Consider the following 13,418-nt stretch of genomic DNA (forward strand, 5'->3'; position numbering starts at 1 on the left):
GCCGGGGCCGAGGCCCACGCCGTAGAGGCGGCCGGCGGTGGGGGCAGCGGCGCCGCCGTTCGTCCGGGGCACGCTCGTCTGGGGCACGCTCGTCTGGGGCACGCTCACTCTTCCTCGCTCGCAATCGCGTTGATCGCGGCGGCGGCGATGGCGCTGCCGCCGCGGCGGCCGCGCACGATCAGGTGCTCCAGCCCGGAGGGGTGGGCGGCCAGCGCGTCCTTGGACTCGGCGGCGCCTATGAAGCCGACCGGGACGCCGATGACGGCCGCGGGGCGCGGGGCGCCCTCCTCGATCATCTCCAGCAGGCGGAACAGGGCGGTCGGTGCGTTGCCGACGGCGACCACGGATCCCTCCAGGAGGCCGCGGTCGCGCCAGAGTTCGAGGGCGGCGGCGCTGCGCGTGGTCCCCATCTTCGCGGCGAGCGCGGGTACTTCGGGGTCGGAGAGGGTGCACAGCACCTCGTTGTCGGCGGGCAGCCGCTTGCGGGTGACCCCGCTGGCCACCATCTGCACGTCGCACAGGATCGGGGCGCCCGCGTGCAGGGCGGCGCGCGCGTCGAGGACGACGCCGGGGGTGTAGCCGAGGTCGCGGGTGAGGTCCGTCATTCCGCAGGCGTGGATCATGCGCACGGCGACCTGGGCCACCGAGGCGGGCAGCCCGGCGAGGTCCGCCTCGGCGCGGATCGTGGCAAAGGACTGGCGGTAGATCGCCGCGCCGTCCTTCTCGTACTCGAACACTGTGTACTCGCTCATCTCTGCACTGCGTCGGATTCGGAACTTGCGGAACTTGCGGAAGCGGAAGGTGCGGGGGCGGCGGGACGTGCGGGAGGCGCGTGGTCTTCCGTGCGTGCCGGCTGCGGGGTGCGGTCGGCGTCCCGGGCACTGTCCCGGGTGCTGTTGCGGGCGGCGGCGAGGGCCGACGCGAGGTCCGGTCCGGCGCTCGACTCCTGCCCGTGCACGGCGAGTCGGTAACCCCCGCCGGTGGCCACCAGGTCCACCCAGGCGGTGCCCTGCGGATGCCCGCAGCGCCGCTCGCAGCCGGACCAGTGGACGGGCAGCGGACCGCGGGCCCGCTCGGCGACCGCCGCGGCATCGGCCCGGACGTCGGCCAGGGCCTTGGCGCAACCCGGGCGCCCCGTACAGGAGGTGACGCCCTGCCAGGGACTGCCGTCGGCCACCACCAGCCCGCCGCGCGCGAGCGCGTCCAGGGCCGCGGCGCCGTCGGCCGGTGCGCCCGGCGCCGCCGGCAGGACCACGCTGCGCCAGGGGGTGACCAGCAGCTCTCCGCTGCGGCCGGCGGCCGTGCGGGCGAGCAGGCGCAACTGCCCGGAGGTCAGGCGGCCGAGCGGTACGAGCGCGCACAACGGGCCCCGGGCGGGGGTGGGGGCGCCTGCGCCTGCACCGGCACCGGCACCGGCACCGGCACCGGCACCGGCACCGGCACCGGCACCGGCACCATCGTGCACACCGGCATCGGCGCCCGCGTGCACACCGGCGCCGGCCGCCGCACCCTCCGGCCGTCCTCCCGGCCGCGGCGGGCCGGACCTCGGCCAGGCGACCGCACCGGCCCGCTCCGCGGGGATCCCCCCGGAATGCAGCCGTACCGCCAACTCACCCGCGTCCAGGGCGTGTTCCTCCGGCAGTTCGCGGACCCGCCAGGCCCGGGTGCCCGCTGCTCCGGCGGCGTCCAGGAAGTACCCGGCGGCCGTCAGGGCCGCGCGGGCCGCGTCCGCCGCAGCCACCTCGACCGCGTCGGCGGCGGCGCCGAGCCGCACCAGGGCGCGCCCCCCGGGCCGTCCGAGCACGGTGATGTCGGGGCCGAGCGCGGCCACGTCCCCGCGGCCGTCGTCGAAGGCGAAGAGGAAGCGGCCGGACAGGGCGGTCACCCGCGCGTCCGCGCACAGCAGCCGGTCGAGTTCCAGGGCCCAGGGCCGGACATGGGGCCGCTCCGGGCCACCGGGGGCCGACAGCGGGCTCGCCACGATGTTGCGGACCCGCTCGTGGGAGGGCGCGGGCAGCAGCCCGGCCGCGTCCAGCAGGTCCGCGAGGCCGCCTCCGCAGCCCTCGGCGAGCCCCCGCAGTTGCAGGTTGCCGCGCGAGGTCAGTTCCAGCTGCCCGTCGCCGAAGCGGTCGGCGGCGTCGGCGAGCAGCCCGGCCTGCCGGACTCCGAGCAGCCCGGCGGGGATCCGGACACGGGCCAGGAACCCGTCGTCCGCCGCGTGCAGCCGCAGCGCACCGGGGCAGGCGTCGCCGCGCTCCCGTATGACGGGTTCGTCACGGGATGCGGCGGAGGGGGGCGGTGGCATGGCGGCGAGCATACCCACGATTCCGGGCCCCCGGCCTGTGGCCGTCACCACCTCCCGCACCCCGGGACCTGGGAGAACCCCCTCTCCCGCACAGTGCGCCCGGCGCATAGGATGGCTCCTCGGCGGGCCGACTGGCCCGTCACCGCCGAGGACGGCGACATGGGAGGAAGCCCGGTGAGACTCCGGCGCGGTCCCGCCACTGTGAGCCCGGTGGCTGCCCCTTCGGCAGCCGGGTGAGTCAGGAACTCCCGTCGTCCTCACTGCCCGGGGCGCGGAAACCCCGAGGAAGGCCTGCCGCCGCATGATCCTGCTGCTGTCGACGTCCGACACCGATCTGCTCAGCGCCCGCGCTGCGGAGGGGCCGGTTCCGTACCGTTTCGCGAACCCCTCCCGGCTGCCGCTCGACGACCTGCCCGGGCTGCTCGAAGGCGCCGACCTGGTCGTCGTACGCCTGCTGGGCGGTCTGCGCGCCTGGCAGGAGGGGCTGGACGTGCTGCTGGCGCCCGGCCAGGACCGGCCGGTGGTGGTGCTCACCGGTGAACAGGCCCCCGACGCCCAGCTGATGGCCGCTTCCACCGTGCCGATCGGCATCGCCGCGGAGGCGCACGCCTACCTCGCGCACGGCGGCCCGGAGAACCTCGGCCAGCTGGCCCGGTTCCTCTCCGACACGGTGCTGCTGACCGGCCACGGCTTCGAGGCCCCGGCCGCCGCCCCGACCTGGGGCCCGCTGGAGCGCACCCCCGTGCGCCCGTACGGTCCGCGCATCGCGGTGCTGTACTACCGCGCCCACCAGATGAGCGGGAACACCGCCTTCGTGCACGCCCTGTGCGATGCGATCGTCGAGGCCGGCGGCACGCCCGCCCCGCTGTACGTGTCCTCGCTGCGGGCCCCGGAGCCGGAGCTGCTCGCGGAGCTGGCGCACGCCGACGCCATCGTGACGACGGTGCTCGCCGCGGGCGGCACCCGCCCGGCCGACGCCTCCGCGGGCGGAGACGAGGAGGCCTGGGACGCGGGCGCGCTGGCCGCGCTCGACGTGCCGATCCTGCAGGCGCTGTGCCTGACGGGCTCGCGCAGTTCCTGGGAGGAGAACGACGAGGGGCTGTCGCCGCTCGACGCCGCCAGCCAGGTCGCGGTGCCGGAGTTCGACGGCCGCCTGATCACCGTGCCGTTCTCCTTCAAGGAGATCGACGCGGACGGCCTGCCGGCGTACGTGGCGGACCCCGAGCGGGCCGCCCGGGTGGCGGGCATCGCCCTGCGGCACGCGAAGCTGCGGCACACGCCGAACGCGGACAAGCGGATCGCGCTGGTGCTGTCGGCGTACCCGACGAAGCACTCCCGCATCGGCAACGCGGTCGGCCTGGACACCCCGGCGAGCGCGGTGGCCCTGCTGCGCCGGCTGCGCGCCGAGGGCTACGACTTCGGCCCGGAGGAGGAGATCCCCGGCCTGGTCTCCGGCGACGGCGACGAGCTGATCCGCGCGCTCATCGAGGCGGGCGGCCACGACCAGGACTGGCTGACGGAGGAGCAGCTGGCCCGCAACCCGGTGCGCATCCCGGCCGCCGACTACCGCCGCTGGTACGCCCAGCTGCCGGCGGAGCTGCGCGAGTCGGTGGAGGAGCACTGGGGCCCGGCGCCGGGCGAGATGTTCCTCGACCGCTCGCGCGTGGGCCGGGGCGGCGACCCGGACGGGGACATCGTGCTGGCGGCACTGCGCCGCGGCAACCTGCTGATCCTGATCCAGCCGCCGCGCGGTTTCGGCGAGAACCCGATCGCGATCTACCACGACCCGGACCTGCCGCCCTCGCACCACTACCTGGCCGCGTACCGCTGGATCCAGGCCGCGGCGGCGGACGGCGGCTTCGGCGCCGACGCGATGATCCACCTGGGCAAGCACGGCAACCTGGAGTGGCTGCCGGGCAAGAACGCGGGCCTGTCGGCGGCGTGCGCGCCGGACGCGGCGCTGGGTGACCTGCCCCTGGTCTACCCGTTCCTCGTGAACGACCCGGGCGAGGGCACCCAGGCCAAGCGCCGGGTGCACGCCACGCTGGTCGACCACCTGGTGCCGCCGATGGCGCGCGCCGACTCGTACGGGGACATCGCCCGGCTGGAGCAGCACCTCGACGAGTACGCGCAGATCTCCTCGATGGACCCGGCGAAGCTGCCGGCGATCCGGGCGCAGATCTGGACGCTGATCCAGGCCGCGAAGCTGGACCACGACCTGGGTCTGGAGGAGCGTCCGGACGACGACGGCTTCGACGACTTCCTGCTGCACGTCGACGGCTGGCTGTGCGAGGTCAAGGACGCGCAGATCCGCGACGGCCTGCACGTGCTGGGCGGCGCGCCCGCCGGCCCGGAGCGGGTGAACCTGGTCCTGGCGATCCTGCGGGCCCGCCAGATCTGGGGCGGCACGACGGCGCTGCCGGGCCTGCGCGAGGCGCTGGGCCTGGACGAGTCGGCGGCCACCCGGACCTCGGCCGATGCGGCGGAGGAGACGGCGCGGGCGCTGGTCGAGGCGATGGAGGCGGCGGACTGGGACCCGGCCGCGGTCTCCTCGGTGGCGGCGGGGCACCCGCAGGGGGTGGCGGACGTGCTGGCGTTCGCGGCCCGCGAGGTGGTGCCGCGGCTGGCCGCGACGACCGACGAGCTCGACCACGCGGTGCACGCGCTGAACGGCGGTTTCGTGCCGGCCGGCCCCTCGGGCTCGCCGCTGCGCGGTCTGGTCAACGTGCTGCCGACCGGCCGGAACTTCTACTCGGTCGACCCCAAGGCGGTGCCCTCGCGCCTGGCCTGGGAGACCGGCCAGGCGCTGGCCGACTCGCTGCTGGAGCGCTACCGCACCGACAACGGCGAGTGGCCGGCCTCGGTGGGTCTGTCCCTGTGGGGCACGAGCGCGATGCGCACGGCGGGCGACGACGTGGCTGAGGCCCTGGCCCTGCTGGGCGTGCGCCCGGTGTGGGACGAGGCCTCGCGGCGGGTCACCGGCCTGGAGGCGATCCCGTACGAGGAGCTGGGCCGGCCGCGCATCGACGTGACGCTGCGCATCTCGGGCTTCTTCCGGGACGCGTTCCCGCACGTGATCGGCCTGCTGGACGACGCGGTACGGCTGGCGGCCTCGCTGGACGAACCGGCGGAGGCCAACTTCGTGCGGGCGCACGCGCAGGCGGACCTGGCGCAGCACGGGGACGAGCGGCGGGCCACGACCCGCATCTTCGGCTCGCGGCCCGGCACGTACGGCGCGGGCATCCTCCAGCTGATCGACAGCCGGGACTGGCGCACGGACGCCGACCTGGCCGAGGTGTACACGGTGTGGGGCGGTTACGCGTACGGCCGGGAGCTGAACGGGCGCCCGGCGCGCGAGGAGATGGAGACCGCGTACAAGCGGATCACGGTGGCCGCGAAGAACACGGACACCCGTGAGCACGACATCGCGGACTCGGACGACTACTTCCAGTACCACGGCGGCATGGTGGCGACGGTGCGGGCGCTGCGGGGCACGGCCCCGGAGGCGTACATCGGCGACTCGACCCGGCCGGAGACGGTGCGCACGCGCACCCTGGTGGAGGAGACCTCGCGGGTCTTCCGGGCCCGGGTGGTGAACCCGAAGTGGATCGAGGCGATGCGCCGCCACGGCTACAAGGGTGCCTTCGAGCTGGCCGCCACGGTGGACTACCTCTTCGGCTACGACGCGACGACGGGCGTGGTCGCGGACTGGATGTACGACAAGCTGACGCAGACGTACGTCCTGGACCCGGAGAACCGGGCGTTCCTGGAGGAGGCCAACCCCTGGGCCCTGCACGGGATCGCGGAGCGGCTGCTGGAGGCCGAGTCCCGCGGCATGTGGGAGAAGCCGGACGCGCAGACGCTGGAGGCGCTGCGGCAGGTGTTCCTCGACACGGAGGGCAGCCTGGAGGGCGAGGCGGAGTAGCAGTCCGGCCGCCTGCCGGGCGGCCGGGGACGGAGGGCGGGGCCGGTGCGGCCCCGCCCTCCGGCGTTCCACCGCGTCACTGCGTCACCGCGTCACCGCGTCACTGCGTCACTGCGGTCACCAGTCGCCGGGCCCGTCGTGGAGCACCCAGGCGGGGACGTCCGCGCACTGCGGGCACTCGCGGTCCTTCAGGCCGGCCGCCAGCCGCAGGTACGCGTCCTCGCCGAGGGAGCGCAGGGCCGGGTGCGGGCGGGCGGCCAGGTGCCGCGCCACGTGTTCGGCGCGGCCCGGGTGCGGGCGGACCCGCTTCCAGAACGCGGGCAGGGCCGCCAGCAGGCCCAGGCAGGCCAGGGTGGCGAGGGCGGTCAGGGCGTCGGCGCGCCCGAAGGGGGCGAGGTCGCAGGTGAGGCCGAGCAGGGCCCCGAAGGCGCAGCAGGCGAACAGGAGGAAGAGCACGTACAGGCAGCAGCTGCCGCCGTCCGGAGCGCGGATCCAGCGGGGCAGGGCGTCGTGGTGCGCCCAGCGCCAGTCCTGTACCGCCCTCGACTGGGCTTCGTCGGCACGTATCTGACGGAGCGTCGGAGCGTACGCCCGGGAGCGTACGCAGGCCAGGACGGCGGCCGGCACGGGGTGAGCGGGGAGGCGCGCCGGGTCGCGTCCGGCCGCGGTGAGGTGCACCTCCCCGTAGTCGTCCACGCGGACCAGGCCCGCCCCCACCAGGTCGGCCACCGCGACGAGTTCGGGCGGCTCCGCGCTGCCCGCGGCCATGTGGGCGTAGTACGGGTCGGGTTCGTAGGCGGCGAACCGCTCGCGGACCCGCCGGTCGCGCAGCCGACGCAGCCCCCAGCGCACTGCGAGCGCCGCGTACGGGAGGGCGACGGCGCCCAGGGCCAGCCTGACGAGGGCGAGTTGATCCTGCTGCACTCCACGAGGCTAGGTCCGGGACGTCGCGGAGTCGAACGGATTGCCGGCGGCCAGGCGGTGTTCGTGGACGCGCAGGTGGAGGGCGGCCAGGTCGAGGAGCGGGGTGGGCACGGACAGGGCGCGGGCCCGTCGGGTCAGGTCGGCGATGACGTGTTCGGCCTCGGTCGGGGCGCCGGCCGCCAGGTCGCGGTAGAGGGAGGGGGTCAGGGGGGAGCCGGGGGTGGTCACCGTCGCGGCGGTGAAGGCGAGTTCCTGCTCGGGGACGGGGTGGCCGGCGGCGGCGGAGACGGCGGCGGCCTCGGCGAGGATCGCGGGACCCAGGTCCGGTCCGCCGGGTACGGCGTTGATCTCGCCGACGGAGCCGCGCATCAGGCAGGTGAGGGCGACGAGGGTGGCGATGAACACCCACTTGTGCCACATGGCGGCGGTGATGTCCGGGACCTCGGGCGAGTCGATGCCGGCGGCGCCGAGCACGGCGCGGATCTGCGCGACGCGGTCGGAGGAGGTGCCGTCGAGCTCGCCGGTGAGGATCACGGCGGGCGGGGCCATGCGCAGGATGTCCCCGTGCTCGTTCAGGGTGGTGACCACCTTGGCCACGCCGCCGAGCACGGCGGCCGGGCCCAGCCGGTCGGCGAGCGGTTCGAGGTGGGCCATGCCGTTGAGGAGCGGCAGCACGGCGGTGCCGGGGCCCACGGCGGGGGCGAGGTCCTTGAGGGCCGGCTCCAGTGCAGTGGCCTTGACCGCCAGCAGGACCAGGTCGAAGGGACCGCGCAGGCCGTCGGCGGTGGCCGCGTCGGGGGTGAGGCGCAGGCTCTCGCCGAGTCCTTCGACGCGCAGTCCGCGCCTGGCGAGGGCCCGGGCGCGGGCCGGGCGGACGAGGAAGGTGACGTCCTGCCCGGACTGGAGCAGGCGGGCGCCGAAGAAGCCGCCGACGGCGCCGGCGCCGACCGTGAGGATCCTCATGAGGGGGTGCCTTTCGCGGGAGGGAGCGTGGTCAGGAGCCGGTGCGGGCGGTGCAGGGCCTCCGTCACCGGGTCGTCGGCGGGGGCGGGCGGCGGGAGGCCGGGGCCGGGGGTGACGAGGATGTCGGCGAGGGGGACCGGCTCCCCGCAGCGGGTGCAGCGGTCGTCGGGGCCGAGCGGCCCGTCGTCGGCGGTGTGCCGGAAGATCCGCCGCGGTCCGCCGCCGGGCGGGGCGCAGTGCTACTCGCCCCAGGCGGTCAGGGCCCGCACGGCGGGCCACAGGGTCCGGCCCTTGGCGGTGAGCTCGTACCGCTCGCGCTTGCCCTCGGCGGGTACCCGGGCCAGTACTCCCGCTCCGACGAGCCGGCCGAGCCGGTCGGTGAGGACGGCCCGGGGGATGCCCAGGTGGTGGGCGAAGTCACCGAAGCGCCGCACCCCGTAGAACGCGTCGCGCACGATCAGCAGCGTCCATCGCTCGCCCACGATTTCCATCGTGCGGGCGAGGGCGCAGCTCTGGCCCTTGTAGTCGCGCGGCAGTGTCACACCGCGCAGCCTAGGCGGGACGGTTCGGTGAGTGAACCGTTTTTCCGAAGTCAACGATCATCAACCTGGGCCGAGTTCTCACCCGATGCAGTGAACTCGTCCATATCCGGGACCGCTCCGGGGTAGGGCCCCGCTGATTCTCGTGCGGGGGGCCGCGGCACGGCTCCCGCGCGGGGGCGCGCCACGGCTCCCCGCGCCCCTGGACGAAAGGCCGAGCCCGAAGTGACGCAGCCGTTCCGACTGCCGGATTTCTACGTGCCCCATCCGGCCCGCCTGAACCCCCACGTGGAGGAGGCGAGAGCGCACACCCGGGAGTGGGCCCGCGGGATGGGGATGCTGGAGGGCTCGGGGGTGTGGACCTCCGAGGACCTCGAGTCCCACGACTACGCCCTGCTGTGCGCCCACACCCACCCGGACTGCGACGAGGAGGCCCTGTCGCTGGTCACCGACTGGTACGTGTGGGTCTTCTTCTTCGACGACCACTTCCTGGAGGCGTTCAAGCGCACCGCGGACCGGGCGGGTGCCCGGGCCCACCTGGACCGGCTGGCCGCCTTCATGCCGATGGACCCGGCGGGCGGCTTCCCGGAGGCGACCAACCCGGTCGAGGCGGGTCTGGCCGACCTGTGGGCGCGCACCGTGCCGGCGATGACGGCGGACTGGCGGGAACGGTTCTCCGAGAGCACCCGCCACCTGCTGGAGGAGTCCATGTGGGAGCTCGCGAACATCGGCATCGGCCGGATCGCGAACCCGCTGGAGTACATCGAGATGCGCCGCAAGGTGGGCGGCGCCCCCTGGTCGGCCGGGCTCGTGGAGTACGCGTCCGCCGAACTGCCCGCCCGGGTGGCCCGCTCCCGGCCGCTCATGGTGCTGCGGGACGCCTTCTCGGACGCCGTGCACATCAGGAACGACCTGTTCTCCTACCGACGCGAGGTGGCCGAGGAGGGTGAACTGTCCAATGCCGTCCTGGTGTTGGAGACCTTCCTGGACTGCTCCACGCAGGAGGCCGCGGAGGTCTCCAACGACCTGCTGACCTCGCGGCTGCACCAGTTCGAGCACACCGCGCTGACCGAACTCCCCCGGCTGTGCGCCGAGGAGGCCCTCGACCCGGCCGAGACCGCCGCCGTCTTCGCGTACGTCAAGGGGCTCCAGGACTGGCAGTCCGGCGGCCACGAGTGGCACATGGTCTCCAGCCGCTACATGAACGAGGAGGCCCGGCGCACCAGCCCGCACACCCTGCCGTTCATGCCCAAGGGCCTGGGCAGCAGCGCCCTCGACATCCGCTCCCTGGTGACCCCGCGCTCCGCGGCCCTGCGCCTGCGGTCCTTCGGCCACGTCCCCCACGAGCGCACCGGCCCCTCACTGGTCCCCGAGGTGTACAAGCCGTTCCCGCTGTCCCTGAGCCCGCACCTCGGGCGGGCCCGCGAGGAGAGCGTGGCCTGGGCCCGCGAGGTGGGCCTGCTCGACCCGCAGCCGGGCGATCCGGCCTCCGCCATCTGGACCGAACGCAAGCTCCGCGGCTACGACTTCGCCCTCTGCGCGGCCGGTATCGACCCGGACGCCACCGCGGAGGATCTCTTCCTCAGCGCGGCCTGGCTGACCTGGGGCACGTACGCCGACGACTACTACCCGCAGGCCTTCGGGCGTACGAACGACCTCGCCGGGGCGCGGGCCGCCACCGCGCGGCTGGTCACGATGATGCCCGTGGACCTGTCCCCGGCACCCCCGCCGGCGACCGCGCTGGAACGCAGCCTGGCCGACCTGTGGGCGCGCACGGCTCCCGGCATGGCCCCCGCGGCCCGTGCGGAGCTGCGGGCCCTGCTCGCCGACATGCTGGAGAGCTGGGAGTGGGAGCTGGAGAACGACGCCCTGCACCGGGTCCCGGATCCCGTGGACTACGCCGAGATGCGCCGGCGCACCTTCGGCTCCCGGCTCACGATGTACCTCTGCCGGCTCGGCCACCAGGGGCGCGGCATCCCGGACGAGGTCTTCGACTCGGGTCCGGTGCGCTCCCTGGAGAACGCGGTGGCGGACGCCGCGTGCCTGCTCAACGACCTGTGGTCGTACCAGAAGGAGGTCGAGGTGGACGGCGAGGTGCACAACCACGTGCTCGTCACCCGGACCTTCTTCGGCATCGGCTATCCGGAGGCGGTGCACATCTGCCACCAGCTGATGAACCAGCGCCTGCAGGAGTTCGAGCACATCGTCGCCACCCGGCTGCCGGTGCTGTACGAGGACCGGCAGCTGGACCCCGCAGCCCGCGCGGCGATGGACGCGTACGTGCGCGAGCTCCAGGACTGGGTCGCGGGCGTGGCCCACTGGCACGAGCGGACCCGCCGCTACCGGGAGGAGGACCTGTACGAGCAGCCCACCGGCATGGGCCGCACCTCCTGGGCCCCGGGCCTCGGCATGTCCGCGGCCCGGCTGCCCTTCCGCACGCCCGGCGCCCCGGCGGCCCCGGCAGCCGCGACGGCCCCGGCGGCTGCCGCGGGCTGACGATCCGGCGGGCGGAGGGGCCCGGCCGCACGTGCGGCCGGGCCCCTCGGCCTCAGGCCCCGCGCCGGTGCGCGGTCTCCAGCAGGGCGAGCTGCTCCGCGGTCAGTTCCAGCGCTCCCGCCGCCACGTTCTCCACGAGGTGGCGGGGGTCCCCGGTGCCGGGGATGGCCAGCACGTGCGGGCCCCGGTGCAGGGACCAGGCGAGCCGGACCTGCGCGGGGCTCGCCCCGTGGGCGCGGGCCACCTCCAGCACCTCCGCGGGTTCGGTGCCGGTCGCGCCGGCCTCCCGCCCGGCCCCGGCGATCGAGTAGAACGGCACGTAGGCGACGCCCTGTTCGCCGCACTGCCGCACGAACTCGTCGTCCTCGGGCTGCACTCCGAGCCCGTAGCGGTTCTGTACGCAGACCACGGGCGCGATCTCCTGCGCCTCGGCCAGGTGTTCGGGGCGGACGTTGGAGATCCCCAGGTGCCGGATGAGGCCGGCCTCGCGCAGCTCGGCGAGAGCCCCGAAGCGCTCGGCGATCGAGGCCGTGCCGAGGATCCGGAGGTTCACGAGGTCCAGGTGGTCGCGGCCGAGTTGGCGCAGGTTCTCCTCGACCTGCCCGCGCAGCTGCTCGGGCCCCGCGTGGTCGAGCCACTCCCCGGAGGGGCCGCGGGAGGGCCCGACCTTGGTGGCGATCACCACGTCCTCCCGGTACGGGGCCAGGGCCCGGGCGATCAGCTCGTTCGCGGAGCGCAGGGAGGAGAAGTAGAAGGAGGCGGTGTCGATGTGGTTGACACCGAGCTCGACGGCCCGGCGCAGCACGGCGACCGCCTGGTCGCGGTCGCGCGGTGCGGCGCCCGGCGCGAAGGCCTCGCCGGTCTGCGGGAGGCGCATCGCGCCGAAGCCGATGCGGTGGACGACCAGGTCGCCGAGGGTCCAGGTACCTGCTGCGGATGCGTGGATCATCTCTGAAGGCATCCTGAGATGATCACACAATGCGGGGCCGCCGTGCCGGTGCCCGGAACGGCCTAGAACTCGTCGAGCGTGTGCGGGAGCAGGGGCACGGCCAGGGCCGCGTCCAGGGCGGCCGCCGCGCCCGGGGTGTGCTCGGCGGCCACCCCGGCCCGTACCAGGTCCGCGACCCGGGTGCCGCCCAGGTAGCAGGCGGCCAGGTCGCGGACGTCGAGACCGAGGTCGGCCGGGGCCCGGGCCGGCTCGTACGCGGAGCCGTCCGGGCCCGCCTTCAGCCGGAACCGGCCGGCGTTCGCGGGCAGCCATCGGTCGGAGACCTCCAGTACGAGCTCCACCGGGGCCGCCCAGCTGCGCGCGGTCAGCGCCGCCCGGACGTCGGCCAGCCGCAGCCACAGCGCCGGGAACCACTCGGTGATCCGGACCTGGTCCCGGTCGGCGGCGAACAGCAGGAGCGGGTCGTCGAGCGGCCGGCCCCAGGCGCTCACCTTCCCCGTCAGGTCCACGGCCGCCAGGCACTGCCACAGGGCGGCGGCCACCGCCGGGGTGTCGGCCTCCAGCTCGTCCACGCGGACCAGTCCGGGCACCCGTACCGGACCGGTGTTGTCCTCGGCCTTGGTGCGGAACACCGCGTATCCGGCGAGCGGTTCGCCGAGGGCCAGGATCCGCGGCGGCCCCATGCCCTCGTCCTCGGGGTCCTTCTCCCGCAGCCATTCGGTGCGCCAGCGCTCGGCGTCCCGGGCCGTCCGTCCGGGACGGGCCGCGCGGGTGCGGTCGAAGTACGGGCCGAGCAGGCCGGGTGCCTCGGCCGGGTCGACCAGCCGCAGCGGCCGCTCGTCGGGGGCGATGCGCAGCGCGAGCGGCCGCGTGGAGTCGATCTCCACGGTGGCGCCCTGGGTGGCGGCGCCGAACCCGAAGCGGCCGTAGATCGCCGCCTCGGAGGCCCACAGCGCGGCGACGGGCCGGCCGGCGCGCACCGCGCGGTCCAGCTGCTCCGCCATCAGCGCGGTCAGCACCCCGCGGCGGCGGTGGGTGGGCGCCACCGCCACGAACGTCAGGCAGGGGCAGGGCAGATCGGTGCCGGGAACCGAGACGGTGAACGGGTGGGCCGCCATGAAGCCGACCAGGGTGCCGTCCTCGTACGCGCCGATCCGCTCGCAGCCCGCGAGGAGTTGGCGGTGGTGTGCGCGTTCCTCCTCTTCCGGGCGGTCGTGGAAGACCAGGTAGGCGAGCTCCTGCGCGCGGTCGATGCCGTCCTCGGGTACGTCTCGGATGTCCACCATGACCGGACCCTAATCCCTCATTGGGGACGGC

The 13,418-nt window shown here is 75.0% G+C and carries 9 protein-coding genes and 1 riboswitch; of the genes, 2 read left to right on the forward strand and 7 right to left on the reverse strand.

Annotated elements, in window-relative coordinates:
* Nucleotides 1-104: 104 nt before the first annotated feature.
* Entirely contained in the window at nt 105-737 is a 633-nt protein-coding gene (locus tag ACZ407_RS22860) for a precorrin-8X methylmutase (protein ID WP_468131117.1), read from the reverse strand.
* 11 nt (nt 738-748) lie between these two features.
* Complete coding sequence (locus ACZ407_RS22865) at nt 749-2,305, reverse strand: cobalamin biosynthesis protein CobG (protein WP_468131025.1); 1,557 nt, start codon at nt 2,303-2,305, stop codon at nt 749-751.
* A gap of 163 nt (nt 2,306-2,468) precedes the next feature.
* A riboswitch (cobalamin riboswitch) is annotated at nt 2,469-2,553 on the forward strand.
* Nucleotides 2,554-2,606: 53 nt separating this feature from the next.
* On the opposite strand from ACZ407_RS22865, the gene cobN reads away from it, so the two are divergent.
* Nucleotides 2,607-6,230 (forward strand): cobaltochelatase subunit CobN, encoded by a 3,624-nt coding sequence (gene cobN, locus ACZ407_RS22870; RefSeq protein WP_468131027.1) that lies wholly within the window; start codon nt 2,607-2,609, stop codon nt 6,228-6,230.
* A 117-nt stretch (nt 6,231-6,347) separates the two neighbouring features.
* Here cobN and ACZ407_RS22875 read toward each other — a convergent pair whose 3' ends face one another.
* The 3 genes from ACZ407_RS22875 to ACZ407_RS22885 form a co-directional block, all read right to left on the reverse strand.
* Nucleotides 6,348-7,154: a hypothetical protein gene (locus tag ACZ407_RS22875; protein ID WP_468131029.1), complete on the reverse strand. Its 807-nt coding sequence runs from the start codon at nt 7,152-7,154 to the stop codon at nt 6,348-6,350.
* A 9-nt stretch (nt 7,155-7,163) separates the two neighbouring features.
* Nucleotides 7,164-8,117, reverse strand: a complete 954-nt coding sequence (locus ACZ407_RS22880) for a 2-dehydropantoate 2-reductase (protein ID WP_468131031.1) — start codon at nt 8,115-8,117, stop codon at nt 7,164-7,166.
* Nucleotides 8,118-8,356: 239 nt separating this feature from the next.
* The gene (locus tag ACZ407_RS22885) at nt 8,357-8,659 is read right to left on the reverse strand and encodes a winged helix-turn-helix transcriptional regulator (RefSeq protein ID WP_468131033.1); all 303 of its coding nucleotides are present in this window, start codon (nt 8,657-8,659) and stop codon (nt 8,357-8,359) included.
* Nucleotides 8,660-8,881: 222 nt separating this feature from the next.
* On the opposite strand from ACZ407_RS22885, the gene ACZ407_RS22890 reads away from it, so the two are divergent.
* Nucleotides 8,882-11,152, forward strand: a complete 2,271-nt coding sequence (locus tag ACZ407_RS22890) for a terpene synthase family protein (RefSeq protein WP_468131035.1) — start codon at nt 8,882-8,884, stop codon at nt 11,150-11,152.
* A gap of 52 nt (nt 11,153-11,204) precedes the next feature.
* Here ACZ407_RS22890 and ACZ407_RS22895 read toward each other — a convergent pair whose 3' ends face one another.
* Both ACZ407_RS22895 and ACZ407_RS22900 read right to left on the reverse strand, forming a co-directional pair.
* The gene (locus tag ACZ407_RS22895; protein ID WP_468131037.1) at nt 11,205-12,113 is read right to left on the reverse strand and encodes an oxidoreductase; all 909 of its coding nucleotides are present in this window, start codon (nt 12,111-12,113) and stop codon (nt 11,205-11,207) included.
* A gap of 50 nt (nt 12,114-12,163) precedes the next feature.
* Nucleotides 12,164-13,387 carry a GNAT family N-acetyltransferase gene (locus ACZ407_RS22900; RefSeq protein WP_468131039.1) on the reverse strand — a complete coding sequence of 408 codons (1,224 nt, stop codon included), beginning with the start codon at nt 13,385-13,387 and terminating at the stop codon, nt 12,164-12,166.
* Nucleotides 13,388-13,418 lie beyond the last annotated feature (31 nt).

The sequence above is a fragment of the Streptomyces sp. NPDC030809 genome, from assembly GCF_055572195.1.

What these genes read in the sequence shown, in the direction of transcription:
- ACZ407_RS22865 (WP_468131025.1), bottom strand. Translation starts at nt 2,305, where the DNA reads ATGCCACCGCCCCCCTCCGCCGCATCCCGTGACGAACCCGTCATACGG.
- cobN (WP_468131027.1), top strand. Translation starts at nt 2,607, where the DNA reads ATGATCCTGCTGCTGTCGACGTCCGACACCGATCTGCTCAGCGCCCGC.
- ACZ407_RS22880 (WP_468131031.1), bottom strand. Translation starts at nt 8,117, where the DNA reads ATGAGGATCCTCACGGTCGGCGCCGGCGCCGTCGGCGGCTTCTTCGGC.
- ACZ407_RS22895 (WP_468131037.1), bottom strand. Translation starts at nt 12,113, where the DNA reads ATGCCTTCAGAGATGATCCACGCATCCGCAGCAGGTACCTGGACCCTC.
- ACZ407_RS22900 (WP_468131039.1), bottom strand. Translation starts at nt 13,387, where the DNA reads ATGGTGGACATCCGAGACGTACCCGAGGACGGCATCGACCGCGCGCAG.